The organism is Jiella soli, from assembly GCF_020615385.1.
GTDB lineage: Bacteria > Pseudomonadota > Alphaproteobacteria > Rhizobiales > Rhizobiaceae > VKMB-3413.
The window spans coordinates 213,735-238,507 of record NZ_JAJAVB010000016.1 but is presented as its reverse complement, the minus strand read 5'-3'; the positions used below and the strand labels follow the sequence as shown (position 1 = coordinate 238,507).

Below are 24,773 nucleotides of genomic sequence, written 5' to 3'. Positions count from 1 at the left end.
GTTAACCGACTGTGGCCAAAGCAAGAAATTCGAAAGGGTCGCTGCAACGAAACCGTGAGAGCGTAAACGCCGGAAGCCGCCGTGTCGTTTTCGCCACGGCGGCTTCGGCAGCTCGAAATGGGATTGGCAGAGGGAGCCGGAGCGTGTCCGGCCTAAAGCGTCAGGCGAAGGGCTCGACGGTGCGGCCCTCGGCGAAGACGCCGAGGCGCTTGATCTCCCAGTCGAGGGTAATGCCGGAGGTCTCGAAGACGCGGGCACGGACGGTCTCGCCGAGGCTTTCGAGATCGAAGCCGGTGGCGGTGCCGGTGTTGATCATGAAGTTGCAGTGCAGTTCGGACATCTGCGCACCGCCGACCCGAAGGCCGCGGCAGCCGGCCTTGTCGATTTCTTTCCAGGCCGAACTTCCCTCGGGGTTCTTGAAGGTGGAGCCGCCGGTCTTCTCGCGGATGGGCTGCACTGTCTCGCGATGATGCTGGACCGCATCCATCGCCGCCTGGATCTCACCCTTGTCGGCTGCAAAGCCCTCGAACACGGCGGAGGTGAAGATCATATCCCGCCCAGCGCCGGAATGGCGATAGCTGTAGCCCATGTCCGCATTGGTCAGGACATGAAGGTTGCCCTCGCGGTCGACGGCGCGCACTTCCACGACGCGCTCGCGCGTCTCGACGCCGTTCGCGCCGGCATTCATCCGCAGCGCCCCACCGAGGCCGCCGGGAATGCCGTGGTAGAAGTGAAAACCGCCGATGCCCGCGTCGAGCGCCGCGGAGGCGAGACGCTTGTCCGGGATCGCAGCCCCGGCCTTCAGTGTCGTCTCGCCGATCGGCTCGACGAAGCCGAAGCCCTTGGCCGAGAGCCGGACGACGACACCGGGAATGCCGCCGTCGCGCACCAGGAGGTTGGAGCCGATCCCGACGGGCAGGACCGGGATCTCCTCGGGCAGCGCGCGCAGGAAGGCGGCGAGATCGTCTTCGTCGGCCGGCTGGAACAGGAGTTCGGCCGGGCCTCCGACCCGGAACCAGGTGACCTTGTCCATGCCGGCGTTCGGGGTCAGCCGCCCGCGGATATCGCCGAAGCGGTCGCCCAGCCGTTTCAGGAGCGCCTCGCCGTCCATCGCGCTCACCCCTTCCCGGCCGCAAGAGCCTCGAGTTGCTTGGGCAGCGCGTAGGCCCATTGCGTGATCGACCCGGCGCCGAGACAGACGACCATGTCGCCCTCCTGCGCGATCTGGTGGACGAGCGGGGCGAGTTCCTCCGGTCCGTCGATCATCCTGGCGTCGCGATGACCGCCGAGCTTCAGCCGCTCGACGAGCATCTCGGAATTGACGAACTCGATCGGGTCCTCGCCCGCCGCATAGACCGGCGCGATGACGACGGTGTCGGCATCGTTGAAGCAGGCGGCGAAATCCGGAAACAGCGCCTGCAGCCGGCTGTAGCGGTGCGGCTGGACGACGGCGACGACCCGGCCCGGCGCCGAGGCGCGCGCAGCCGCGAGCACCGCGCGGATCTCGACGGGATGGTGGCCATAATCGTCGTAGATCGCGACGCCGTCGACGATGCCGGTCAGGGTGAAGCGCCGCTTGACGCCACCGAAGGCGGCGAGGCCCTTGCGGATCTCGTCGGCCGGAATGCCGAGGCGATGCGCGACGGCGATCGCGGCGGTCGCGTTGGAGACGTTGTGGCGCCCGGGCATCGGCAGTTCGAGGTTATCGATCGCCTCCGTCGCCCCGCTCACGCGGTCGCGGATCGTCACGTTGAACTTCGTCCTGCCGGGCTCGAAGACGACGTCGGCAAAGCGCACATCGGCCTGGATGGTCTCGCCATAGGTGATGACGCGCCTGTCCTCGATCTTGGAGACGACGGTCTGGACCACCGGATGGTCGAGGCACATCACCGCGAAGCCGTAGAAGGGTACGTTCTCGACGAAGGTGAGGAAGGCCTCCTGGACCTTTTCGAACGTGCCGTAATGGTCGAGATGCTCGGGATCGATATTGGTGACGATCGCGACGTCCGCCGGCAGCTTCAGGAAGGTACCGTCGCTCTCATCGGCCTCGACGACCATCCAGTCGCCCTTGCCCATGCGCGCGTTGGTGCCGTAGGCATTGATGATGCCGCCATTGACGACCGTCGGGTCGAAGCCGCCGGCATCGAGCAGGGCGGCGACCATCGAGGTCGTCGTCGTCTTGCCGTGGGTGCCACCGACGGCGATCGCCTGGCGGAAGCGCATGAGTTCGGCCAGCATCTCGGCGCGGCGCACGATCGGCAGGAGGCGTTCGCGGGCCGCTGCGAGCTCGGGATTGGAGCGCCGGATCGCGGTCGAGACCACGACGACTTCGGCAGCCCCGAGATTCTCAGCCGCATGGCCGATCGCGATCGTCACGCCCTTTTCGCGCAGCCGCTGCACATTGGCGTTTTCCGACTGGTCGGAGCCCTGGACGGTGTAGCCGAGATTGACCAGCACCTCGGCGATGCCGCTCATCCCGATGCCGCCGATCCCGATGAAATGGACCGGTCCGATATTCGGCGGCATCTTCATGGCCGCACCTCCCCGTAACTTTGCAAGATCAGGCGGTTTTCTCGGCCCGGGGCATAGACGCAACCAGATCGGCAAGCAAGGCGGCGGCATTGGCGATGCCGGTCGAGCGCGCCGCTGCGGCCATCGCCTCGGCTTTGGCCGGATCGGCGGCGATGTCCGCGACGAGCGCCGCCAGACGCTCTGGCGAGAGCTCCGCCTGCCGCGCCACGATGCAGCCGCCCGCAGCCTCCAGCCGTGCCGCATTCGCCGCCTGGTCGTGGTCGAGCGCGTAGGGATAGGGCACAAGGATCGCCGGACGCCCGATCACCGCGATCTCCGAGACCGTCGAGGCGCCCGAGCGACTGACGACCAGATGCGCCGCGCCGATGCGCTCGGCCATGTCGTTGAAGAAGGGGGCGACATGGGCTTCGATCCCGCGCTCGGCATAGAACGCGCGCACCCGCGCCTCGTCATCGGGACGGGCCTGCTGCGTGACGACCAGCCGCCGGCGCAGATCCTCGGGCAAGTGGTCGATCGCCTTCGGAACGGCTTCGGAGAAGAACTGCGCGCCCTGGCTGCCGCCGAAGACGACGAGCCGGAACGGGCCGTCCGGCAGCGGCACCTCGTAAGGCGACTTCGCCGCCTCCAGCACGGGCGGGCGCACGGGATTGCCGGTGACGGTGATCTTTGCGGCATAGGCCGGATCGGCGCCGTCCTGCGGGATGCCGGCGGCGATGCGGTCGACCCGGCCCGCCAGAAACTTGTTGGCGCGTCCCATCACCGCGTTCTGCTCGTGGATCAGCGTCGCACGCCCGGCCCGGATCGCCGCCATCAGCGGCGGCACGGTCGGATAGCCGCCGAAGCCGACGACGACCGCAGGCCGCAGCGTACGCACCAGCGCGCCGGCCTCACGGAATCCGCGCCACAGGGTCCACAGCGACGACGCGACGGCGATGGGATTCTTCGAGCCGAAGGTCGCCGATCGGACGCGATGGACCGACGGCACCGGAAAGCGCTCGGCAAAGCGCCCGGCCCGCTCGTCGGTGACGAGCTCGACGGAGAAGCCGCGCGCGAGGAGTTCGTGCGCCAGCGCTTCGGCGGGAAAGAGGTGGCCGCCGGTACCGCCGGCGGCGAGAAGGATCGTGGTCATGCGGTGGGGTTAGAGCGTTGGAGGCGCAGGGACAAGCGCCGTTCGGCGGATCCTAGCGATGCTGTACGCGCACCCGGGCACGCGCACGGTCATCGATCTTCCGATTTTCCCGCTCGACCCAGAGGGAAATGGCGTAGGCGGAAGCCGGGATCAGTAGAACTGCCAGCGCATAGGCGACGATCATCATCGTTCCAGACCCCTCGTGCATTCGTCTCGCCCTCATATGTAGGACCGGACTTCCGCCAAGGCAAAACAAACCGACGAGAACGGCAATCAAGACGTTCCAGCCGGTCGAGCCGGCCAGGAGAATGGAGGTAGGAAGCGAGAGGCCCCGACCAGAAACAGTCCGACGGCTATACCATTCAAATAGGCCGCACCCAGCTTGATCTGTTCTCGTTCGACTTCTGTCTTGGGGGCGCGGGGAGCACCTTGCGGGCCGTCTGGTCGTTCATCGTCTCCGCCGCCCATTCTACACCCCGTGCAGCACCGCCGTGCGCTGGACGAGGTGATCGGTATAGGAGCGGTTTTCCGGCCTTCGCCGCGTGAGGGCCAGGACGAAGCCGGCGGCCATCGCCACGGCGATCATCGAGGAGCCGCCATAGGAAATGAAGGGCAGCGTCATGCCCTTGGCCGGCATCAGCTGCAGGTTCACCGCCATGTTGATGATCGACTGCAGGCCGAACAGGAAGACGAGGCCGCAGATCGACAGCCGCGTGGAGACGTCGCGCTGCTTCATCGCCACCGACAGGCCGCGCAGGACGATAAAGGCGAAGATCGCGGCGAGGATCATGCAGGCGATGATGCCGAACTCCTCGGCGAGGACCGAGAAGGCGAAATCGGTGTGGCTGTCGGGCAGGAGGCGCTTGACGGTGCCCTCGCCGGGTCCCTGGCCGAGCCAGCCGCCATGCATGATCGCCTCGCGCGCCGTATCGGTCTGGTAGGTGTCGCCCTCGCCGGTCCAAAACCGGTTGATGCGGCTCGCCACGTGCGGGAACACGAAATAGGCGCCCGAGACGCCGGCGAGGCCGAAGCCGCCGAGAACGACGATCCAGAGCCAGGGCATGCCGGCCATGAAGAAGAGGCCGCCCCAGACGCCCGCGGTCAGGATGGTCTGGCCGAGATCGGGCTGGGCGACGAGCAGCGCGGCGACGACGAGAAGCAGGATCAGCGCGAACAGATTGCCCGGAATCTCCGGCCGCTGCGCCTTCTCCGCGAAGAGCCAGGCGCAGACGACGACGAAGCAGGGCTTCATGAACTCCGACGGCTGGATGTTCAAAGGCCCAAAATCGATCCAGCGCCTAGCGCCCTTGATCTCGGTTCCCACGAAAAGCGCCAGCGCCATCAGCACCAGCGAGATGCCGAGGCCGAGAAGCGAGGCCCGCCGCACCTGCTTCGGCGTGAGCAGCGAACAGCCGAACATGACGAGCGCCGAAGGCACCAGGAAGGCGGCATGGCGCTTGACGAAGTGAAACGGTTCGAGCCCGATGCGCTCGGCAACCGGCGGGCTGGCGGCAAAGGACAGGACGACGCCGCCGACGAGCAGCGTCAGGAAGGCCGCCAGGAGCCAGCGGTCGATCCCCCACCACCAGTCGCTGATCACGTTGCGTTTGGCCCGGCTCGTCATCTTCACCCCTTGCGGATCGGTTCAACGCCCGGCAGCGCGCAGACCGTTTCGCGGAACGCCTCGCCGCGCACCTCGAAGTTGCGGAACTGGTCGAAACTGGCACAGGCCGGAGACAGAAGGACGACCGCGTCCTCGTCGGCCGCCGCGGCGTCCGCAGCCGCATTGGCGACGGCAACCGCGAGTGTGCCAGAGATTTCGTAAGGAATCCGTTTACCAAGCGTGGCGGCGAAGGCCGGAGCCGCCTCGCCGATCAGATAGGCCTTGGCGATCCGCGGGAAGAAGGGCGCGAGCGGCGCGATCCCGCCTTCTTTGGGCAGTCCGCCGGCGATCCAATAGATCCGGCCGAAGGCGGCGAGCGCCGGCGCCGCGGCGTCCGCATTGGTGGCCTTGGAGTCGTTGACGAAGAGCACCCGGCCGCGCATCGCGACCTCCTCCATCCTGTGGACGAGGCCCGGAAAGCTTCTGAGCCCTTCCCTGATCTCCTCGTCCGACAGGCCGAAGAGCGTCAGGGCGGCGATGGCCGCGGCGGCGTTCTGCGCATTGTGGCGCCCGCGCAAGGATCCGATGCCGGCGACGTCGAACCTCGCCTCCGGCGCGCCCGGCATCGAGCGGACAAGCGCCCCGCCAGCGAGCCCGACACCGCCGGCCACGGGACCAGCCGTCGAGATCCGCGTGACCTCCGCGCCGTCCGATTCCAGTTCGGCGGCGATCTGCCGGCACGGGTCGTCGTCGATACCAATCACCGCACGCCGGGAGCCGGCAACGAGGCGCGCCTTGATCGCCGCGTAATTGCCCATCGAGCCGTGGCGGTCGAGATGGTCGGGCGTCAGGTTGAGCAGGATCCCGACCGAGGGATCGATCGTCGGCGCAAGATCGATCTGATAGGATGAGCATTCGACGACGTAATGCCGTTCGGGCGCGATCGGATCGAGCGTCATGACGGCGACGCCGATATTGCCGCCGAGCTGGGAGTCGCGGCCCGCCGACTTCACGCAGTGCGCGATCAGCGCCGTCGTCGTCGACTTGCCGTTGGTTCCTGTGATCGCGCAGAACGGCGCCTCGGGCGCGACCAGCCTGCGCTCACGGCAGAACAACTCGATGTCGCCGATCACCGGGATCTCGGCGAGCCGCGCGAGTTCCACCGTCCAGTGCGGCTTGGGATGGGTGAGCGGCACGCCGGGCGACAGGACGAGGGCGAGGAAGCGGGACCAGTCTGCCTTGCGAAGGTCGCCGGTCGGAATGCCCTCCGCCTCGGCCGCCGCGACGCTGTTGGGATTGTCGTCGAAGGCAAGCACGTCGGCGCCGCCGGCGACGAGCGCGCGCGCCGTGGCGAGCCCCGAGCCGCCGAGCCCGAAGAGCGCCACGGATTTGCCGAAGAAGGAGCGGGCCGGAATCATCTTAAGGCGGCACCCTATCTCAGTTTCAGTGTCGACAGTCCGACGAAGGCGAGCATGAAGGCGATGATCCAGAAGCGGACCACGACCTGGCTCTCCGTCCAGCCGAGCTTTTCGAAATGATGGTGGATCGGCGCCATCAGGAACACCCGCTTGCCCGTCAGCTTGAACGAGGCGACCTGGATGATCACCGACAGCGCCTCGATCACGAAGAGACCGCCGATGATGGCCAGCACCAGTTCGTGCTTGGTGGCGACGGCGACCGTTCCGGTGAGGCCGCCGAGCGCCAGAGAGCCGGTGTCGCCCATGAAGATCGCGGCGGGCGGCGCGTTGAACCAGAGAAAGCCGAGGCCCGCGCCGATCACCGCGCCGCAAAGCGGCGACAACTCGCCCGTGCCGAGGACGTAGTGGATCTGCAGGTAGTTGGCGAAGTTCACATTGCCGGCGACATAGGCGATAAGGCCGAGGGCCGCCGCAGCAATCATGATCGGCACGATCGCTAGACCATCCAGCCCGTCGGTGAGGTTGACGGCATTGCCGGCACCGACGACGACGACGGCTGCGAAGCCGACATAGAACCAGCCGAGGTCGAGCAGGAGTTCCTTGATGAAGGGAAAGGCGAGCGAGGTGGCGAAGCTGCCCGTCCCCGCGCGCACGATGATTACGGCGGCAAGGCCCGCGATCATGAATTCGAGCGCCAGACGGGCCTTGCCGGAATAGCCCTTGTGGCTCTGCTTCGTCACCTTCAGATAGTCGTCGTAGAAGCCGATGCCGCCGAAGCCGACGGTGACGAGCAGCACGGTCCAGACATAGACATTGGAAAGGTCGGCCCAAAGAAGCGTCGAGACGAGAACGCCCGACAGGATCATCAGCCCCCCCATGGTCGGCGTGCCGGCCTTCTTGAAATGCGTCTGCGGCCCGTCGGCACGGATCGGCTGGCCCTTGCCCTGGCGGATCCTGAGCGCCGCGATGATCGCCGGCCCGAACAGGAAGACGACGATGAAGCCGGTGATCATCGACGCGCCGGTGCGGAAGGTGATGTAGCGGAAAACGTTGAACAGCGGAAAGACGTCGGCGAAGTTCCCGAGATAGGCGATCATCAAGCGGCTCCCGGAGCGTCGGCGTTCGAAGGGGTCGACAGGGCGGCGTCGGCCGCGTGCGGTGGATATTTCGACAGCACCCGTTCGATCAGCGGCGCAAAGCCGATGCTCTTGGAAGCCTTCATCATCACGACGTCGCCAGCGCGCATCGTCTTCAAGAGCGCTGCGAGGAGCTCGTCATTGGTCTCGTGCCATTCACAGGCGACGCCCCCGGCGAGGACGTCGTCGAGCGCCTTCATCTCCTCGCCGGCGAGGAAGACCATGTCGATGCCGGCCGAGCCGAGCGGTTCGGCAAGCGCGGCATGCAATTCGGGCGCATGGCGGCCGAGCTCCAGCATGTCGCCGAGAACCGCGATGCGGCGCCCGCCCTCGCCGGTCTCGGCGCCGGCGAGAACCTCGATCGCCGCGCGCATCGAGGCCGGGTTGGCATTGTAGCTGTCGTCGATCAGTTCGACCGTTCCGCCGCCCGGCATCGCCAGCCGGTAGCGCGCGCCGCGGCCCTTGACCGCTCGCCAGGAGGAGAGCGCCGCGGCGACGGCATGGACGTCGGCGCCGATCCGGTGCGCGGCGCCGAGCACGGCGAGGCAGTTCTGCGCCATGTGCCGGCCGGGGGAGGCAAGCGTGAAGCGGACGGGCTCGCCCGCGATCTCCGCCTCCACCTCGGCTCCGCCCGATTGCGGGGCGAAGTTCAGGAGCCGGAAGTCGGCACCCGTCGCCTCGCCGAAGGTCGCGATCTCGGTGACGCCGGCCTTGCGGGCGAAGGTGGCGAGCGGCCCGCATTGCGGATCGTCGGCATTGAGGAGCGCCGTGCCGCCCGGAACCAGACCCTCGAAGATCTCGGCCTTGGCCTCGGCGATCTCGTCGAGATCGCGGAAATGCCCGAGATGGGCGGGCGCGATCAGCGTGACGATGGCGACATGCGGCCGCACGAGCTTCACCAGCGGGCGGATCTCGCCCGGATGGTTCATCCCGATCTCGAACACCGCATAGCGGGCGTCAGCCGGCAGGCGCGCGAGGCTGAGCGGGACGCCCCAATGATTGTTGAACGAGGCCGCGCTCGCATGGACGGTGCCGACGGCCGACAGGCCGTGGCGGAGCGCCTCCTTGGTGGTGGTCTTGCCGACGCTCCCGGTGACGGCGACGATCTGCGCCTTGGAGCGGGCGCGCGAAGCCTCGGCGAGGCGCGACAGCGCCTGCAGGACGTCGTCGACGACGAGGATCGGCGACTGCACCCGGCCGAGCGCGGGAAGCTTCTGCTCCGCCACGACGTGCAGCGCCGCGCCGGCCTTGGTCGCGGCGGTCAGGAAGTCGTGCCCGTCGAAGCGTTCGCCGCGGATGGCGAAGAAGGCGTCGCCCGGCTCCAGCGTGCGGGTATCGATGGAGATGCCGGTTATGCCCGATGGCGGAACGCCGATCGGCCGGGCGTTCATCGCCTGCAGAAGGACGGAGGTTTCCCAGAGCATATCGGTCATCAGGCGGTTCCCGCGATGGCTGCGCGAACTTCTTCATGGTCGCTGAAGTGATGGGTCGTCGTGCCGACGGTCTGACCGATCTCGTGGCCCTTGCCGGCGACGACGACGCTGTCGCCGGCCTTCGCCTCGCCGACGGCGGCGCGGATCGCCGCACGGCGGTCGCCGATCTCCTGCGCACCCGGCGCCGCGGCCATGATCTCGGCGCGGATCGCCGCGGGATCCTCGGTGCGGGGATTGTCGTCGGTGACGAAGACGACGTCGGCGAGCCGGGTGGCGATCTCCCCCATCATCGGCCGCTTGGCCCTGTCGCGGTCGCCGCCGCAACCGATGACGACGATCACCCGACCCGTCGTGAAGGGACGGACCGACGACAGGACGTTCTCCAGCGCCTCCGGCTTGTGAGCGTAGTCGACGAAGACCGGGGCACCGGACGAGGTCGTGCCGGCAAGCTCCAACCGGCCCGACGCACCCTTCAGCGTCTCCAGCGCTTCCAGCGCCTCGGCGGGCTTCGTCCCGGTGGCGATGGCAAGGCCCGCCGCGACCAGCGCGTTCGACATCTGGAAGCCGCCGGCGAGCGGCAGGACGACGCGGTGGATGCGCCCGTCCGCCTCGATCTCGCCGATCTGGCGGCTGCGCTCGTGCTCGAGCCGCTTCAAGGTCAGGAGCTGGCCGCCCCGGCCGACGGTCAGGACGCGCGCTCCAACCGCGGTCGCGACCTCGATCGCACGGCCCGACCAGGCATCGTCGGCATTGATGACGGCCGGCGCGCCCTTCGGCAGAAGCGTCGTGAACAACCGCATCTTGGCGGCGAAGTAGGAGTCGAGGTCCGGGTGGTAGTCGAGATGGTCGTGCCCAAGATTGCTGAAGCCAGCGGCCGACAGGACGACGCCGTCGAGCCGGCGCTGGTCGATGCCGTGGCTCGATGCCTCCATCGCCGCATGGGTGACGCCTGCAGCTGCGAGCTCTGCCATCAGCCGGGCGAGCGCGACCGGATCGGGGGTGGTCAGCGAGCCGTAGTCGTCGCGGCCGGGCGCGACGACGCCGGTGGTGCCGATGGAGGCGGCGGCATGGCCGGTCTTCTCCCAGATCTGGCGGGTGAAGGTCGCGATCGAGGTCTTGCCAGCGGTACCGGTGACGGCGACCACGTGATCCGGCTGGCGGCCGAAAAAGCGAGCAGCCATCAGCGCCAGCGCGCGCCGCGGATCGGCCGCCTGCACGACCGGCAGCGCTGTACTGATCGAAGCGCCCTCGCCGCAGAGGACCGCGGCGGCCCCCGCCGCCTCGGCAGCGGCAACGAATTTCGCGCCATCGGCCTTTACCCCTGGCAGGGCAGCGAACAGGAAGCCTGGCTCGACGACGCGCGAATCTGCCGACAGGCCAAGGATCTCGGGATCGCGATCGCTAGGACGTGCGCCGAGGCCGTCTGCGAGGGTCGAAAGCTTCATTCACCATGTTCCGCGCTATGTTATTCGCCGGTTTCCATCATTCCGGCCGACGGGTCTTCTATAGTCTAGAGCCCGACACGGGAATACGGGGGCGATGTCTTCGCGCCACGCCGACGGGCCAAACGTGCGACACCGCCGCCGGCTCTGCACAAAGACGGGCGGCCGGGCACGGTGACCTCCGCCAGGCCAGACCCGCCCTTTGCAGGCCCCGGCATCGCCGCGGCGCCTGCAGTGCCGCGGCGAACGATGGTCGCCTAATAAGATACCAGCAGCTGCTTGCCGTCTTCACCGAAGTCCGGCTTCACTCCAAGGAGAGCCGCAGTGCGGCGGATGATGTTGCCGACCGTCGGAGCCGCGTTCATGCCAGCCGTCGCGTAATGCTGGCCCTTTTCCGGATGCGGCTCGTCGATCACCACGAGCACGACATAGCGGGGATGGTCGGTCGGGAAGGCGGCCAGGAAGGCGTTGAACTTCTTGGTATCGGAATAACGGCCGTTGACGACCTTGTTGGCGGTGCCGGTCTTGCCGCCGACCTTGTAGCCCGGCACGTCCGCCCGGTTGCCCGAGCCACGCTGGTCGGCGACGTTGAGCCGGAAGAGATAGCGCATCTCGTCCGAGGTCTGCTTCGACACGACCTGCTGTGCGACCTTGTCAGCCTCTTCCTCGGTGCGCGGCAGGAAGGTCGGCTCGATCAGCCGGCCGCCGTTCATCAGCGCCGCCGCGGCGACCGCCGTCTGCAGCGGCGTCGTCGAGACGCCGTGGCCGAAGGCGATGGTCATCGAGTTGATCAGCTTCCACTCCTTCGGCTGCGTCGGGGTCGCGACCTCCGGGAGCTCCGTCTGCATCCGCGACAACAGGCCGAGTTTGGTCAGGAAGGCCTGATGGCCGGGAATGCCGACCGCCATCGCCTCATGCGCCGAGCCGACATTGGAGGAGTAGATGAAGACCTCCGGAACCGACAGCATGCGGCGCTTGGCGTGGAAGTCGTGAATGGTGAAGCCGCCGATATGCAGGGGCTTCGTCGCGTCGAACGAGTCGGAGAGCTTCACCTTGCCGGAATCGAGCGCCATCGCGGTGGTGAAGGTCTTGAAGGTCGAGCCCATCTCGAACAGGCCCGCCGACATGCGGTTGAGGCGATCCTTGTCGAGCGCCTGCGCCGGATCGTTGGGGTCGTAGTCCGGGACCGAACTCATCGCGAGCACTTCGCCGGTATTGACGTCGAGGATCACGCCGCCCGCCGCCTTGGCGTCGTAGCGCGTCATCGCCGCCTCGATCTCGTCGCGCACGATGTGCTGGACGCGCAGGTCGAGCGAGAGCTTCACCGGTTTAAGGTCGGCGCTGACGGCAAGTCCGGCCTTCTGCAGGGCGAGATAGCCGTCGTTGTCGTCGATATATTTCTCCATCCCGGCCGTGCCCTGATTGTCGACGTTCACATGGCCGACGATGAAGGACGCAGTGTTGCCACCGGGATAGAAGCGGCGCTTCTCGGTGCGGAAGCCGATACCGGGGATGCCGAGGTCGAGGATCTGTTGCTGCTGGCCCGGCGTCAGCTCGCGGCGCAGCCAGGTGAAGCCGGCTTTCGAGGACAGCCGCTTGTAGAGCCACTTGGGGTCCATCTCCGGCAAGACGCTGAGCAGCAGTTCGCTCGCTTCGTCCGGATCGATGATCCTGCGGGGCTCGGCAAAGAGCGAGGCGGTCTTGATGTCGGTTGCCAGCACCTGCCCGTTGCGGTCGACGATGTCGGGCCGCGCGGCCATGATCTGGTCGTGGACTCCGTAATAGGAGGCGGTCTCCTCCGGCGCCATGCCCCATTCCACCAGCCGCCCGCCGATCACCCCGTAGACGCCGAAGAACAGGCCGAGCGCGATCAGGAAGCGGCCGCGGTTCTTGGGCGGCTCGCAGAGCCGGCGCCGGCGGCCGAAGCGATCATAGGGCGAAACCGCGGAGCCCTGCGCCTCTGGGGGCGTTTGAGCGACGGCGCGGCGGAGGATGGAGGATACGCGCATCACCGAACCATCGTGTGGGAGTTGTCGGCGTAGCCGCCGAGCTTGCGGGAAGGGTCGTGGTCGATCCCGACCGGTCGCGCCGGCAATTCGTCGGGCTCGACGATCTGGTTCGGCTGCAGTGGCTTCAGCTGGAGATCGTCCGCGAACGCGCTGACGAGGTCTTCGAGGCGCCCCGGCTGGTCGAGCAGCGTCCAGTCGGCCTGCAGGAGCTGGATCGTCTCCTTCTGCAGGGCGATCTTCTTCTCGAGCCGGTTGACCTCGGTCTCGATCGCCTGGGCGTCGTGCTTGATCTTGTAGGTCCAGGCCGCAGCCGAAATCATGACGGCGATGAGGACGATATCGAGTGTTCGCACCATCTGTCAGTCTCCGCTCTCGGGAAGATCGGCGAGCGCCGGCAGGCCGGCAAAACCGAGATCGCCGCCGCGCGGCGCGGCCTCGGTGCGGATGCCGGACCGCAGCTTGGCGGACCTCGCCCGCGGATTGCGCGCGGCTTCCTCCGGCGTCGCGGCGACGGCCTTGTTGCGGGCGGAAAATGTCACAGGAACCGGCGTCACATCGGGCATGTGCCGCGAGGCGGCAGGAGGAGCGGACCGCTCGCGCAGGAAGCGCTTGACGATCCTGTCCTCCAGCGAATGGAAGGTGACGACGACCAGCCGACCGCCGGGCTTCAGCACCCGCTCGGCCGCGACGAGCGCGCGCGCCAGCTCTGCGAGCTCGTCGTTGACGAAGATGCGCAGCGCCTGGAAGCTCCGCGTCGCCGGGTCGATCTTATCCTTGGGCGAGCGCCCCACCACCTTGCCGATCGTCTCGGCAAGGTCGAGCGTGCGGGTGAAGGCCCGCTCCTCGCGGCGCGCCACGATCGCCCGGGCGATGCGACCCGCCTGGCGCTCCTCGCCGTAAAAGCCGAGGATCCGCGCGAGGTCGCCGGGCTTCATCCGGTTGACGACATCGGCAGCCGTCGGCCCCGAGGCGCCCATGCGCATGTCGAGCGGCCCATCCTTCTGGAAGGAGAAGCCGCGCTCGGCCTCGTCGATCTGCATAGAGGAGACGCCGATGTCGAGGACGACGCCGTCGACCGAACCGCCGAGCTGCTCGGCGACGATCGTCTCGAGATCGCCGAAACGGCCTTCGACGACGGTCAGGCGGCCGCCGGAAGCGGCGACGCGGTCGGCCGCGCCGGCGATCGCCCGCGGATCCCGATCGATACCCAGGACCGTCGCGCCCTCACTGAGCACCGCAGCCGAATAGCCGCCCGCACCGAAGGTCCCGTCGACGAAGATTGCCCCCGGCGCTGGCTCCAGCGCAGCGACGACCTCCGAAAGTAACACCGGAATATGGCGAGCCGGTCCGCCAACGGTGGGTTCCTCGTCCCCGCCGTGGCCCGCCATCATTCCGGTGATCCGGGTGGAGTGCCCGTCGGACGCGCGCGGCTGCGAGCAGCCAGAAGCCGCGAGCGCGCCTCGTTCCGATAGGCCTCGAAATAGTCCGGCTCCCAGAGCTGGAAGAAATCCTTCGCACCGACAAAGGCGACCCGGTCCCTGATACCGGTATGCGAGCGGATGAAGTCGGTCACCTGGATGCGCCCCTCGCTGTCGAACTTCAGATAGGCCCCGTCTCCGAACGCGAAGATCGACAAGTCCTGAAACGCCTCGGCGAACGGATCCTCGGCATCCATCTCCTTCTCGAACCGCTCCATCAGCTCCGGCCCGCCGACATCCATGACCGGATGAGTCAGGCTGCGCATGGCGAACAGCTCGCGAATACCGCGCGCCGCGATCACCTGCCGAAAGGCGGCGGGCACGGAGACCCGGCCCTTGGAGTCGATGTTGTGGACGAAGTTGGAGAGGAACCGATCCATCAGTCGTCGAGCGTCTCGGCGCGACCGGCTCGCATTCCATCAAAGCCCCCAACTGTCCGTCCTCGATCGCACAAAAGGCCCCCCTCGCGCAGATCCGAAAGGGACCTGCGCCGGACATCTCCGATCGCCGGAGACGCTGCCCAACTTGTTTGAAATGAGGCCCGGAACGACCCCCGTCAGATGGCATTTGGGATAACATGGGCGACCATGGGCGTCAATGGGAACGGCTCCACCAAGGGTCGGCGAAGACCAGTGCGTATGTTTACCGACCCCGGCTTAACGCCCTATTAATATTAAACTATTCCTTTTCGGATATGTTATATACTGGTTCGGTAATGCTTCACCGCAGGGGCTGGGATAGGGCCCTGAAGCGGCTGAAAGTTCCGAGCGAAAAAAGCTCCCGCGCCAGGGTCGTTTCCTGTCGAAAAAATTTCATGGAATGGAGAGTGGTCGCGGCCAACGGACGGCGGGCGGCGCGCGGCGTGCGGCGTGCGGATCGAGCCGCTCAAAGCGTCACGTCGGAGGACGTTAATGTGCCAGCCGGCCTGTAAGCCGGGTTCTGTCGACGGCAGTGCCGCCTGGCGACCATTCCTCTGGGACGTCCCTCGCGGGACGCCTCGAGCAACCCACCCGGACGACTGGCCCGGAGAAAGGCCGGCGGTGGGACACCGTCCCATGCGCCGCGTCGTCCCTATTCGGTCTTGCTCCCGGTGGGGTTTACCATGCCGCCGCTGTTGCCAGAGACGCGGTGGGCTCTTACCCCACCCTTTCACCCTTACCCCGCCGGCACTGCGGCTCAAACCTCGCGACGCTCATCGCGACGAGCCGCACTGCAGGCGGGGCGGTTTCCTTTCTGTGGCACTTTCCCTGGGGTCGCCCCCGCCGGACGTTATCCGGCACCGTTTCTCCGTGGAGCCCGGACTTTCCTCTCCCGCCGTCTTTCGACATGTGACGAGAGCGGCCGCCCGGCCGGCTGGCGGCCCGTCAGTGTCGGGAGCGCAGGCCGAAGTCAAGCCAGATCATTTCGGACGTGCCCGCGCAGGTGCGATTTCCCTGACTTTGGCCGTGCGAAGCGCGCGAAGGTCGTGCCAGATTCACTCCGGCGCCCCACCGTCGCGGTCCAGACCCCAGGCGAGCCGGCAGGACGCGGCATCGCCCACCATCATCGATGCGGGACCTCTGAGCAGGTGGGGATCAGCGGTCCCGGCGTGAAGACGGCGGCGCCGGATCGCCGCGGCCCAGTGGATGTCTCGTCACACCGCGGCGCCTGCAGCCGCTTCCTCGCGCCGGAAGGGCGAGCGCGGCAGCGTCCGCAAGAGCCGGTGCAGAGTCTCGATTGTCGACGCGTCGGCGATCCCATCGACGCATGCCGGCCGGAAGTGGCGCTGGAAGGCGATGGTGGCGAGGCGCGTCGCCTCGTCGAAACCGCCGTCCTGCGGCACCTCGTAGCCATAGGCCGCGAGCAGGGCCTGATAGGCCTCGACCGGCTGGCCGGCGTCGCCGAGACCGAAATACCGCCCGCCCCGGCGCGGCGACGGCGTGACGTAATGGCCGATGCCGGCCCGATGAAGCGCATCCCAGGGAAACTTCTCGCCGGGATCGCTCTTCCTCGCCGGCGCGATGTCGGAATGGGCGAGCACGAATTCCGCCGGGATCGACCGGCGCTTTACGATGTCGCCGGCCAGCGCGATCACCGCGGCGATCTGCTCGTCAGGAAAGTCCGGATAGCCGTTGCCGTGACCGAGATTGACGATCTCGATGCCGATCGAACGGGAATTGACGTCGCCGCGGCCGCGCCAACTTCCCTGCCCGGCGTGCCAGGCGCGCCTGTCCTCCGGGACGAGTTGGACGATGCGCCCGTCTTCATGGACGAGATAATGGCAGGAGACCTCGCTCGCCGGATCGCAGAGCCAGCTGAGAGCGCCCGCGCCCGTCCCCATGCCCGTGTAATGGAGGAGCAGGATGTTGGGGATGCCCTCGCCGCGGCGCGCATTGTGGTTCGGCGACGGCCGCAGGTCCGAAACGAAGGGGCTGTCCGGCTTCACGCAGCAGTCTTTCCGGCGATGCGGTCATAGGCCTGGTTGATCGCCTTCATCCGTTCGTTGGCGATGAACATGAACTCGTCGGGCACGCCGCGGGCGGCAAGCCGATCGGGATGGTTCTCCTTGACCAGCGACAGATAGCGCGCCCGCGCCTCCTCGGGCTTGGTGTCGTGATCGAGCCCCAGCACGGCATAGGGATCGTCCGGGCCGAGAATGTGCCGATCGCGAAGCCGCACGAAGTCGGTCTTGGTCAGGCCGAAGATCCGCGCCACCTCGGCGAGGAAGGCAAGTTCGCGCTCATGCACCAGCCCGTCCGCCTTGGCGATGTGGAACAGCCCGTCGAGAACGTCGCCGAGCAGCCGGCAATCGCCGTCCTCGTCGCGGCACAGCCCCCGCAGCCGCATCGCGTAGACATCGAAGCCGGCGATGTCCTGCTTGGCGAGATCGTAGAGGCGGAAGACGTTGCGCATCTCCTCGGGCGGGATCTCGAGAATCTCCTGGAAGGCAGTCACCTCCGCCGGGCTGACGATGCCGTCGGCCTTCGCCATCTTCGCCGACAGCGCGATCACCGCCACGCCGAAGGCGACCCGCCGCCGCGTGTCGCGATCGCCGGCGAAGAGCGAGCGAATGGCTTCGATCACGGCGTCGAAGGTCGCCCGGCCGCTGGCCGGTAGCGTCTGCAACAGGGTATTGAGGCTGGAGAGTATCCGCATCTCTCAAGGTCCATGGTGTTCGGCAGATTCCGGATTATCGGTCAACCGCCAGCGCGAGGCAAATGACGCAGCGTTCACCTGCGCCTGTGCGGGGAGACGCGGAGGCGTTCCGCCGCAGGCACCGCCGCGCCTTCCAGACCCTCGCCCGGTGCAGGTCTCCAGCCCGAAAGCACCTGCCGCAACATGATCTTCCGGCGGCCGGCGGCAACGCCCTCCGGACCCGCTTAAGCCCCTGTAAACCCTGTTGTGATCGAATGCGCAGCGTTGCAGTTCGGCAACATCGACCAAGATCCCATCTGACCATGCGTCAGCTGCCATGATTCAGCCGGCATTGCGCGGCGACCTCCTCGGCTCCGAGCCTTTCCCGTGGTTTGTCTGCAACGCCGAAACGCAAGTGAACCGCCCGTGACGAACTCGCTTTTCACCAAAGACGCAGACCCGGCTCGCCGCAGCGCTGCCAGGACCATCTCGCGGCATCTGCCGGCCGCAACCTCGCGCCGCGCCTTTCTCGGCGGGCTTGCCGCGACGGCGGCCCTCGCCGGCTGCCGCTCGACGCCGACCAACCTCGCCGACCTCGGCCTTTCGGACATGGCCGTCGACAGCGCCCATGGCTATCCGATCCATGGCGTCGACGTGTCCAAGTATCAGGGTGACATCGACTGGAGCGCGGCCCGTCACGCCGGCGTCGCCTTTGCCTGGCTGAAGGCGACCGAAGGCGGCGACCGCGTCGACGACATGTTCGATGCCAACTGGAAGCAGGCCGGCTCCGCCGGCGTGCCGCGCGGCGCCTATCATTTCTGGTACCATTGCCGGCCCGGCCGCGAGCAGGCGGCCTGGTTCATCGACAATGTTCCGAGGGAGCAGGTGTCGCTTCCTCCCGCGATCGACGTCGAATGGACGCCGTTCTCGCCGACCTGCACCCGCCGCCCGCCGCGCGACGAACTCGTCCGCGAGGTTGGCGAGATGTCCGACCTCCTGGAGCGCCATTACGGCAAGCGGCCGATCCTCTACATCCCGATCGACGTGCACCGCGACCGTCTGGTCGGCGCCTTTCCGAAACACGATTTCTGGCTGCGGGCGGTCAAGGACCATCCGGCCAATGTCTACGAGAACCGCAGCTTCCGCTTCTGGCAGTACACCGAGGATGGAAAGGTCGCCGGCATCTCCGGCAGCGTCGACCGCAATGCCTTCGCCGGAAGCCGGGGGGACTGGACCCGGTGGCTGAAGGCCCATATCGATCGCTGACCTTCTTCAAAGCGCGACCTTGAGACGGTACGCGCGCCCAAACCTCGTGACTTCGAACCGGAGACCGCTTTTCATGACCGCAGCCCCTCGTCTCGCCTTGGCCGCCGCGCTGCTTCTGGGCGGCACCGCCCTCGCCAAGGCTCAACAGTGCGGCGGCGATTTCGGCCAGTTCCTCGACGGGGTCCGCCAGGAGGCGCTTGCCAAGGGCATGTCCAAGGCCGCAATCGACGCCTCGATCGCCGACATGCGGATCGACGAGAAGGTCCTGGAGCGGGATCGGGCGCAGGGTGTCTTCGCTCAGGATTGGCGGCAGTTCGCCAGCCGCATGGTCAACGGCTACCGGCTGAAGCAGGGCAAGGCCAATCTCGAGAAATACGCCGCCGTCTTCGACAAGGTGAAAGCCGAAACCGGCGTACCGGGACCGGTCATCGCAAGCTTCTGGGGCCTTGAGACCGACTACGGCGCCGTTCTCGGCAGCTTCGACACCCTGGCCGCGCTGGCGACGCTGGCGCATGACTGCCGCCGGCCGGAGCTCTTCCGCCCGCATCTCCTGGCGGCCATCGAGATCGTCGAACGGGGCTATCTGAAGCCAGCGGAAATGGAGGGCGCCTGGGCGGGCGAGATCGGCCAAACCCAGCTCCTGCCCGAGGAATACGTCGCCTTCGGAACCGATGGCGACGGCAACGGCACCATCGACCTTCGCAAGGACACGCCCGACGTCCTCTTCACCACCGGCAAATACATCCAGTCGCTCGGCTGGCGCCGGGGCGAGCCCTGGCTCCAGGAGGTGAACGTGCCGGAGAACTTCCCGTGGGAGCGCGCGGCGCTGGTCAACAAGGAACCGCGGGCGAACTACGCCGCGCTCGGCGTGACCAAGGCCGACGGCTCGCCGATCGAGAGCGACCAACTGCCGGCGGCGCTTCTGCTGCCCATGGGCCGCGGTGGCCCGGCCTTCCTCTCCTATCCGAACTTCGAGATCTACCTCGCCTGGAACAAGTCGCTGGTCTATTCGCTGACCGCCGCCTACTTCGCCACTCGTCTCGACGGCGCACCACCGGTGGACATGGGCAATCCGGCGCCGGGCCTCTCGGTCGACCAGACCAAGCAGCTGCAGCAGCGCCTGACCGAACTCGGCCATGACGTCGGCGGGGTGGACGGGATCATCGGCGAGAACACCCGCCAGGCAGTGCGAGCCGAGCAGAAGCGGCTCGGACTTCCGGCCGACGGCTGGCCGACCACGGACCTCTTGTCCTCGCTCTGAGCCGCCCTCGCTGCCAAAACGCTTTCTTCGTCCTTCATCACCCGTCGGGCGCCGGTCCGCGGGTGGTGATGCGAGGTTCGGCGAACGGTCGGAGCACCCGCGCCCGAGGCGATAGCCCGTGCCGGCGGAACCGAGCAGCCCCGGCGCATTACCGCACCGGAGGTTGCAGATCGGTGCGAAAGGCGGGCGGTGCGAAACAACTTTCGGGATATCAGGTCGTAACCGGTCGCGGCGTTGCCGGACCATCATCAACGACGGTGAGGATAAGCGCTCTGTGCGTTCCTTGCCCCAGGGAAAGAACAAGTGGCGCATCCGCCGTAATGGCATGCGTTATCGAGCCCGCCGCAACCGGGGCCGGCCCCGCGACGCAAGGGCAGAAAGCCCGCCACGAGGCGAAAAGCACTGCCTGCTTACGACTTCGAAAGAGCAGGCGATGTTACAATCTCCGACGTTTTCCACAGGATGGACGCCGCGAGGTAAGTTGCGGTCCGGAAAGGCGATCGGCAGTTCTTCGTTTACTGTTGCCGCGTGCGGGCCGGCGAATCAACGACCATTGCGCGCTGCACACCTTGAATTATGCAGTCGCCAAGTTACACATGTCAGCACTGGAAGATGGGACGACCGATCCTCCCCGTGCTGTTCATTTTGACACGTGCGGAGCCGGCGTCGTCAAGATAGGTTGCTGCCTGCATGTCGAGTACAAAAGCCGCCTCGGATATCGATCGTCAGATCGCCGCCCGGATTCGCATCGCGCGTCTGGAGAGCGGTATGTCCCAGGAGAAACTCGCCGACGCCCTCGGCATCACGTTCCAACAGGTTCAGAAGTACGAAAAGGGCATGAACCGAGTGTCCGCCGGGCGCCTGCGTGAGATCTCCGACACGCTCGGGCGGGACATCACCTGGTTCTTCGAGGAGATGCCCTCCTTCGAATCCTACCCGACCCTGTCGAAGGCGGACCTGCGCGTGCTGCGCAATCTCAAGGCATTGCCGGCCGAGACGCGCCGGGCGATCGACGCTCTGCTCATCACGCTCAATCCGAGCCCGGTCGAGACCGCCAAGTAAGCCTTTGCCCCGAAGCCGGTCGCGATCGACTGCGGCCGGTCGCGCAATGTTGCGGGGTCAGTCGAAGGCCTCGGCAACATCGACGATCCGAAAGCCGATCGATTCCTGACCGCGAAACCGGTCGAGCGACACGGTACCGGCCACGTGCAAGACGTCGTCACGTCCCCGCAACAGCCTCTGCCCCATCTCTCCATCCGCAGCCTTGAAGGCGATGGCACGGACCGTCCGGCCCTCGGCACCTTTCAAGGTGGCGCGGACATGGCCCTTGCCGACGACCCCCGCGTCCGCGACGCGCTGGCGCGGGAGCGCCAGTAGCGGGGTCTCATGCCCGGCGCCGAAGGGACCGGCCTTGGACAGCGTCTCATAAAGGGACAGGGTAAGGCCGCTGCCGCTGACCGCCCCGTCGAGCCGGAGTGATTCGGCCGAACGCAGCGCATCGATCCCTGCGCGGGATTCGGTTTCCAGAAACTGCCGGAATGCCCCCAAATGGGTGCGACGGATCGTCACACCTGCTGCCATGGCATGGCCGCCGCCCTTCTCGAGGATTCCCTCCGACACGGCTTGGCGAACAAGGCGGCCGAGATCGATCCCCGGGATCGACCGGCCCGATCCTGTGCCACGATCGCTCCCGTCGAACGCGATCGCGAAGGCCGGCCGCCGGTGGCGCTCCTTCAGCCGTGCGGCGATCAGGCCCACGATGCCGGGATGCCAGTCGTCCGAGCCCGTCACCAGGACGGCCGGCCCCGGCCCTGCCCCGATTTCCGCGACGACCTCGGCCTCGGCCGTGGCCAGCATCACCTGCTCCATGGCCTGCCGCTCCTCGTTCAGGCCGTGCAACCTTTCGGCGAGCTCCTGCGCCGCTTCCGCATCGTCGAGACAGAGGAGATGGCTGCCGAGCCAGGCGTCGCCGATCCGGCCGCCGGCGTTGATCCTCGGGCCGATCAGGAAGCCGAGATGGTGGCTTTCGACCGGGCCCGCGAGTCGGGCGACGCGGGCGAGAGCGGCGAGCCCGTGATTGCGCTGCTCGCGCATGATCTTCAGCCCCTGCACGACAAAGGCACGGTTCAGCGCCTTCAGCGGGACGACGTCGCAGACGGTCGCCAGTGCGACAAGGTCGATGAGGCCGAGGATGTCGGGCATTGCCGCAGAGGCGCGGCCGCGCGCGCGCAGGACCCGCGAGGTGGCGACCAGCGTCATGAAGACGACGCCGGCGGCACAGAGATGGCCGAGGCCGGAGAGATCGTCCTGCCGGTTCGGATTGACCACGGCCGAGGCTTCCGGCAGCGCCGGCCCGGTCTGGTGATGGTCGAGGACGACGACGTCGGCGCCCGCGCTCCGCGCTTCGGCGATCGCCTCGAAACTGCCGGTTCCGCAGTCGACCGTCACGATGAGCGTCGCGCCCTCTTCGACGAGCGCGCGCATGGCCGGCGGGTTCGGGCCGTAGCCTTCGGTGATCCGGTCGGGGATCCGGATGGTGGCCTTGATGCCGAAATGGCTGAGATAGCGCCACAGAAGCGCCGACGAGGCGGCCCCGTCGACGTCGTAGTCGCCGAAGATCGCGACCTGTTCGCGCCGATCGATCGCGTCGGCGATCCGCGCGGCGGCCGCGTCCATGTCGGTGAGGCTGGAGGGATCGGGCATCAGGTCGCGCAGCCGCGGCTCCAGGAAGGAGCCGGCATCCGCCTCGCCGATGCCGCGCGCGGCGAGTACCCGCGCGACGATGTCCGGCAGGCCGAGCTTCTGCGCCATGGCGAGCGCGGCCGCCTCCATTCGCTGATCGAGAGCGCTCGTCCAGCGCCGGCCGGAGATCGAGCGGTCCACTCCGAGAAAGCTGCGTATAGAAGACGTCATAGTGTCGAGCCTTGTGCCGTCTTAGGGACCACCCTGCAAGATTAGCCTGCATCCCGCACTCATGTTTCTGCTTGCTGACGTCTCAAGCTATCTTCAACGACCGCCCAGTGATTTAATAAGGGTGTGGCCATCCATCTGAGCGAGTATTGCAAGTCGAAGCCGTGCCACCCACTGAACCACGCCATCAGGAATCACGCATGAGCAACTATCTGCTAACTGACAATGACTACGCAGACTTGCCAGAAAATAAGAGAAAGAAATTTGCTGCCATAGAGCGCAAATGTCGCGCAAGTCTGGGCGAATTGATTTCACAGTCGCAGAATGGCAGCTACGATGATGAGGCAAGGGCAGAATATATCGCGATTGTCGAAGGAGCAGCCCGTTATGCCAGCCTTGATCTTAGTTTGAGCACTGATCGGGATTTTATCGATGAATATAACGCATTTCGTCTAAAAGCAATTTCTCTTTCTTCTCAGATAATGCTCGAGTCGGAAGATGACGTCTCTCTTGAAAATTCGGTCCGACTAGCCAGCCGCACCAGAAATTTTATTGAACGAGAGATATCTTCGCTTCGCACTTCGATTGTGGAGTCTGATCTTCCTGATAAGAAGAAGGAAAAGCTTCTCAAAATGCTGGAGAGCTTACGAACCGAGCTCCACATGAATAGGTTCAATATCGTAAAATCTTTGGCGATAATAGGGAGCATCGGTCTCGTTGCTGTCAATGCAACAGCTTTTACGGCTCAGTATAGACAAGCTTACGAGAATATTTTGAAATTGATAAATGCTGACAAAGAGTTGGAGGATGCAGAGCGCGAGCGTCTCGGTGCCCCGCCTCAGCCATTAGCGATCGAAGGACCTAAAGCCTCACCCACCCGTAGTCACAATTTCGAATTGGATGATGAAATACCGTTTTAAATCGGTCCGTGGTGATGCGCCCGCACCTCGCGGATGGTCCGCGAGTATGACCGCATGACCAGAGTGTGCGTGGTGATCCGGTCCTTGTAGAAGCGGACGCCGTCCAGGAGATTGCCGTCGGTGACACCGGTCGCGGCGAACATCACGTTGCCGGATGCCATCTCCTCGGCCGAATAGATCCGGCCGGGATCGTCGACGCCCATGCGCTCAGCCCGGGCGCGCTTCTCATGTGTGTTGAGCTGCAGGCGCGCCTGCATCTGGCCGCCGGTGCAGCGCAGCGCTGCCGCGGCGAGGACGCCCTCGGGCGCGCCGCCGATGCCCATATAGATGTCGATGCCGGTCTCCTCCGGATCGGTCGTATGGATGACGCCGGCAACGTCGCCGTCCCCGATCAGACGGATCGCCGCGCCGGCCGCCCGCACCTGCTCGATCAGCTGGGCGTGGCGCGGCCGGTCGAGGATGCAGGCAGTGATCGCCGCCACCGGCACGCCTTTCGCCTCGGCGAGCGCCTGGAGATTTTCCTCGGCCGAGCGGTTGAGATCGACGATCCCCGGCGGATAGCCCGGCCCCACCGCGATCTTCTCCATGTAGACGTCCGGCGCATTGAGGAGGCTGCCGCGTTCCGCCATTGCGACCACCGCCAGCGAGTTGGGCAGGTTCTTGGCGCAGACCGTGGTGCCTTCCAAAGGATCGAGCGCGATGTCGACCTGCGGACCGTGGCCCCTGCCGACGCGCTCGCCGATATAGAGCATCGGCGCCTCGTCGCGCTCGCCCTCGCCGATGACGATGACGCCGTCGATCGTCAGGCCGTTGAGCGCCGACCGCATGGCGTCGACCGCCGCCTGGTCGGCAGCCTTCTCGTCGCCGCGTCCGCGCAGCCTTGCGGCCGCGATCGCCGCCTGCTCCGTGACCCGCGCCAGTTCGAGAGTCAGCACCCGATCCAGCGATCCGCTTTCCGCCGCGTTCTCGCTCATGTCCGTTCCCTCACTCGCCCGGCCGCGCCGAAGGGCGAGCCGCGATCCTGCGCCTCATATGCCGTCTGTCCGTGAACCCGCCATGTCGGCGGCTTCACGGCGCCTCCGCCCGGTACTCCCGCGCAGCGGCTTTCACTCCCACGCAATT

At 66.6% G+C, this 24,773-nt stretch carries 21 protein-coding genes and 1 other RNA gene; 4 read left to right on the top strand and 18 right to left on the bottom strand.

What is annotated here, in order from left to right; all coding sequences use genetic code 11:
• Positions 1 to 160: 160 nt before the first annotated feature.
• The 16 genes from murB to LH400_RS10545 form a co-directional block, all read right to left on the bottom strand.
• Positions 161 to 1,111: a UDP-N-acetylmuramate dehydrogenase gene (murB, locus tag LH400_RS10615; RefSeq protein WP_229152690.1), complete on the bottom strand. Its 951-nt coding sequence runs from the start codon at positions 1,109 to 1,111 to the stop codon at positions 161 to 163.
• A gap of 5 nt (positions 1,112 to 1,116) precedes the next feature.
• Entirely contained in the window at positions 1,117 to 2,532 is a 1,416-nt protein-coding gene (gene murC / locus LH400_RS10610; RefSeq protein WP_229152642.1) for a UDP-N-acetylmuramate--L-alanine ligase, read from the bottom strand.
• 28 nt (positions 2,533 to 2,560) lie between these two features.
• Complete coding sequence (gene murG / locus LH400_RS10605) at positions 2,561 to 3,661, bottom strand: undecaprenyldiphospho-muramoylpentapeptide beta-N-acetylglucosaminyltransferase (protein WP_229152641.1); 1,101 nt, start codon at positions 3,659 to 3,661, stop codon at positions 2,561 to 2,563.
• Positions 3,662 to 3,713: 52 nt separating this feature from the next.
• Positions 3,714 to 3,848, bottom strand: coding sequence for a hypothetical protein (locus LH400_RS26000; protein ID WP_255617016.1), 135 nt, complete (start codon positions 3,846 to 3,848; stop codon positions 3,714 to 3,716).
• A gap of 282 nt (positions 3,849 to 4,130) precedes the next feature.
• Entirely contained in the window at positions 4,131 to 5,285 is a 1,155-nt protein-coding gene (ftsW, locus tag LH400_RS10600; protein ID WP_229152640.1) for a putative lipid II flippase FtsW, read from the bottom strand.
• Between the two features lie 2 nt (positions 5,286 to 5,287).
• Complete coding sequence (murD, locus tag LH400_RS10595; RefSeq protein ID WP_229152639.1) at positions 5,288 to 6,682, bottom strand: UDP-N-acetylmuramoyl-L-alanine--D-glutamate ligase; 1,395 nt, start codon at positions 6,680 to 6,682, stop codon at positions 5,288 to 5,290.
• Between the two features lie 14 nt (positions 6,683 to 6,696).
• Entirely contained in the window at positions 6,697 to 7,779 is a 1,083-nt protein-coding gene (gene mraY, locus LH400_RS10590; protein WP_229152638.1) for a phospho-N-acetylmuramoyl-pentapeptide-transferase, read from the bottom strand.
• Entirely contained in the window at positions 7,779 to 9,251 is a 1,473-nt protein-coding gene (locus LH400_RS10585) for a UDP-N-acetylmuramoylalanyl-D-glutamyl-2,6-diaminopimelate--D-alanyl-D-alanine ligase (protein ID WP_229152637.1), read from the bottom strand. The genes mraY and LH400_RS10585 overlap by 1 nt, the downstream gene beginning before the upstream one ends.
• Positions 9,251 to 10,696, bottom strand: a complete 1,446-nt coding sequence (locus LH400_RS10580; protein WP_229152636.1) for a UDP-N-acetylmuramoyl-L-alanyl-D-glutamate--2,6-diaminopimelate ligase — start codon at positions 10,694 to 10,696, stop codon at positions 9,251 to 9,253. The genes LH400_RS10585 and LH400_RS10580 overlap by 1 nt, the downstream gene beginning before the upstream one ends.
• A 254-nt stretch (positions 10,697 to 10,950) precedes the next feature.
• Positions 10,951 to 12,702, bottom strand: a complete 1,752-nt coding sequence (locus LH400_RS10575) for a peptidoglycan D,D-transpeptidase FtsI family protein (RefSeq protein WP_229152635.1) — start codon at positions 12,700 to 12,702, stop codon at positions 10,951 to 10,953.
• Positions 12,702 to 13,058, bottom strand: coding sequence for a cell division protein FtsL (ftsL, locus tag LH400_RS10570; RefSeq protein ID WP_229152634.1), 357 nt, complete (start codon positions 13,056 to 13,058; stop codon positions 12,702 to 12,704). The genes LH400_RS10575 and ftsL overlap by 1 nt, the downstream gene beginning before the upstream one ends.
• Before the next feature lie 3 nt (positions 13,059 to 13,061).
• Positions 13,062 to 14,090 (bottom strand): 16S rRNA (cytosine(1402)-N(4))-methyltransferase RsmH, encoded by a 1,029-nt coding sequence (gene rsmH / locus LH400_RS10565; RefSeq protein WP_229152689.1) that lies wholly within the window; start codon positions 14,088 to 14,090, stop codon positions 13,062 to 13,064.
• Positions 14,090 to 14,560: a division/cell wall cluster transcriptional repressor MraZ gene (mraZ, locus tag LH400_RS10560; RefSeq protein ID WP_229152633.1), complete on the bottom strand. Its 471-nt coding sequence runs from the start codon at positions 14,558 to 14,560 to the stop codon at positions 14,090 to 14,092. The genes rsmH and mraZ overlap by 1 nt, the downstream gene beginning before the upstream one ends.
• A 532-nt stretch (positions 14,561 to 15,092) precedes the next feature.
• Positions 15,093 to 15,537: RNase P RNA component class A (gene rnpB / locus LH400_RS10555), an RNA gene on the bottom strand.
• Between the two features lie 276 nt (positions 15,538 to 15,813).
• On the bottom strand, positions 15,814 to 16,605 hold the full coding sequence (locus tag LH400_RS10550) for an N-acetylmuramoyl-L-alanine amidase (RefSeq protein WP_229152632.1): 792 nt from the start codon (positions 16,603 to 16,605) through the stop codon (positions 15,814 to 15,816).
• On the bottom strand, positions 16,602 to 17,315 hold the full coding sequence (locus LH400_RS10545; RefSeq protein WP_229152631.1) for a J domain-containing protein: 714 nt from the start codon (positions 17,313 to 17,315) through the stop codon (positions 16,602 to 16,604). Before LH400_RS10545 ends, LH400_RS10550 begins: the two co-directional genes overlap by 4 nt.
• A gap of 405 nt (positions 17,316 to 17,720) precedes the next feature.
• On the opposite strand from LH400_RS10545, the gene LH400_RS10540 reads away from it, so the two are divergent.
• The 3 genes from LH400_RS10540 (at position 17,721) to LH400_RS10530 (ending at position 20,883) form a co-directional block, all read left to right on the top strand.
• A complete protein-coding gene (locus LH400_RS10540; protein WP_229152630.1) occupies positions 17,721 to 18,560 on the top strand; it encodes a glycoside hydrolase family 25 protein in 840 nt (279 codons plus the stop codon).
• Between the two features lie 73 nt (positions 18,561 to 18,633).
• Positions 18,634 to 19,821, top strand: coding sequence for a lytic murein transglycosylase (locus LH400_RS10535; protein ID WP_229152629.1), 1,188 nt, complete (start codon positions 18,634 to 18,636; stop codon positions 19,819 to 19,821).
• Between the two features lie 690 nt (positions 19,822 to 20,511).
• A complete protein-coding gene (locus LH400_RS10530; protein ID WP_229152628.1) occupies positions 20,512 to 20,883 on the top strand; it encodes a helix-turn-helix domain-containing protein in 372 nt (123 codons plus the stop codon).
• 57 nt (positions 20,884 to 20,940) lie between these two features.
• Here LH400_RS10530 and recJ read toward each other — a convergent pair whose 3' ends face one another.
• Positions 20,941 to 22,734 (bottom strand): single-stranded-DNA-specific exonuclease RecJ, encoded by a 1,794-nt coding sequence (gene recJ / locus LH400_RS10525; protein ID WP_229152627.1) that lies wholly within the window; start codon positions 22,732 to 22,734, stop codon positions 20,941 to 20,943.
• A gap of 197 nt (positions 22,735 to 22,931) precedes the next feature.
• On the opposite strand from recJ, the gene LH400_RS10520 reads away from it, so the two are divergent.
• Positions 22,932 to 23,651: a hypothetical protein gene (locus LH400_RS10520; protein WP_229152626.1), complete on the top strand. Its 720-nt coding sequence runs from the start codon at positions 22,932 to 22,934 to the stop codon at positions 23,649 to 23,651.
• Here LH400_RS10520 and glpX read toward each other — a convergent pair.
• Positions 23,648 to 24,625 carry a class II fructose-bisphosphatase gene (gene glpX / locus LH400_RS10515; RefSeq protein WP_229152625.1) on the bottom strand — a complete coding sequence of 326 codons (978 nt, stop codon included), beginning with the start codon at positions 24,623 to 24,625 and terminating at the stop codon, positions 23,648 to 23,650. The genes LH400_RS10520 and glpX overlap by 4 nt on opposite strands.
• Positions 24,626 to 24,773: the final 148 nt, after the last annotated feature.

Coding starts and splice junctions, on each gene's coding strand:
- ftsL (WP_229152634.1), bottom strand. CDS start 13,058: ATGGTGCGAACACTCGATATCGTCCTCATCGCCGTCATGATTTCGGCT.
- LH400_RS10585 (WP_229152637.1), bottom strand. CDS start 9,251: ATGACCGATATGCTCTGGGAAACCTCCGTCCTTCTGCAGGCGATGAAC.
- mraY (WP_229152638.1), bottom strand. CDS start 7,779: ATGATCGCCTATCTCGGGAACTTCGCCGACGTCTTTCCGCTGTTCAAC.
- glpX (WP_229152625.1), bottom strand. CDS start 24,625: ATGAGCGAGAACGCGGCGGAAAGCGGATCGCTGGATCGGGTGCTGACT.
- recJ (WP_229152627.1), bottom strand. CDS start 22,734: ATGACGTCTTCTATACGCAGCTTTCTCGGAGTGGACCGCTCGATCTCC.
- LH400_RS10545 (WP_229152631.1), bottom strand. CDS start 17,315: ATGCGGATACTCTCCAGCCTCAATACCCTGTTGCAGACGCTACCGGCC.
- LH400_RS10580 (WP_229152636.1), bottom strand. CDS start 10,696: ATGAAGCTTTCGACCCTCGCAGACGGCCTCGGCGCACGTCCTAGCGAT.
- rsmH (WP_229152689.1), bottom strand. CDS start 14,090: ATGGCGGGCCACGGCGGGGACGAGGAACCCACCGTTGGCGGACCGGCT.
- LH400_RS10530 (WP_229152628.1), top strand. CDS start 20,512: ATGTCGAGTACAAAAGCCGCCTCGGATATCGATCGTCAGATCGCCGCC.
- murB (WP_229152690.1), bottom strand. CDS start 1,111: ATGGACGGCGAGGCGCTCCTGAAACGGCTGGGCGACCGCTTCGGCGAT.
- mraZ (WP_229152633.1), bottom strand. CDS start 14,560: ATGGATCGGTTCCTCTCCAACTTCGTCCACAACATCGACTCCAAGGGC.
- LH400_RS10535 (WP_229152629.1), top strand. CDS start 18,634: ATGACCGCAGCCCCTCGTCTCGCCTTGGCCGCCGCGCTGCTTCTGGGC.
- murC (WP_229152642.1), bottom strand. CDS start 2,532: ATGAAGATGCCGCCGAATATCGGACCGGTCCATTTCATCGGGATCGGC.
- LH400_RS10520 (WP_229152626.1), top strand. CDS start 22,932: ATGAGCAACTATCTGCTAACTGACAATGACTACGCAGACTTGCCAGAA.
- murG (WP_229152641.1), bottom strand. CDS start 3,661: ATGACCACGATCCTTCTCGCCGCCGGCGGTACCGGCGGCCACCTCTTT.
- LH400_RS10575 (WP_229152635.1), bottom strand. CDS start 12,702: ATGCGCGTATCCTCCATCCTCCGCCGCGCCGTCGCTCAAACGCCCCCA.
- murD (WP_229152639.1), bottom strand. CDS start 6,682: ATGATTCCGGCCCGCTCCTTCTTCGGCAAATCCGTGGCGCTCTTCGGG.
- LH400_RS26000 (WP_255617016.1), bottom strand. CDS start 3,848: ATGATGATCGTCGCCTATGCGCTGGCAGTTCTACTGATCCCGGCTTCC.
- ftsW (WP_229152640.1), bottom strand. CDS start 5,285: ATGACGAGCCGGGCCAAACGCAACGTGATCAGCGACTGGTGGTGGGGG.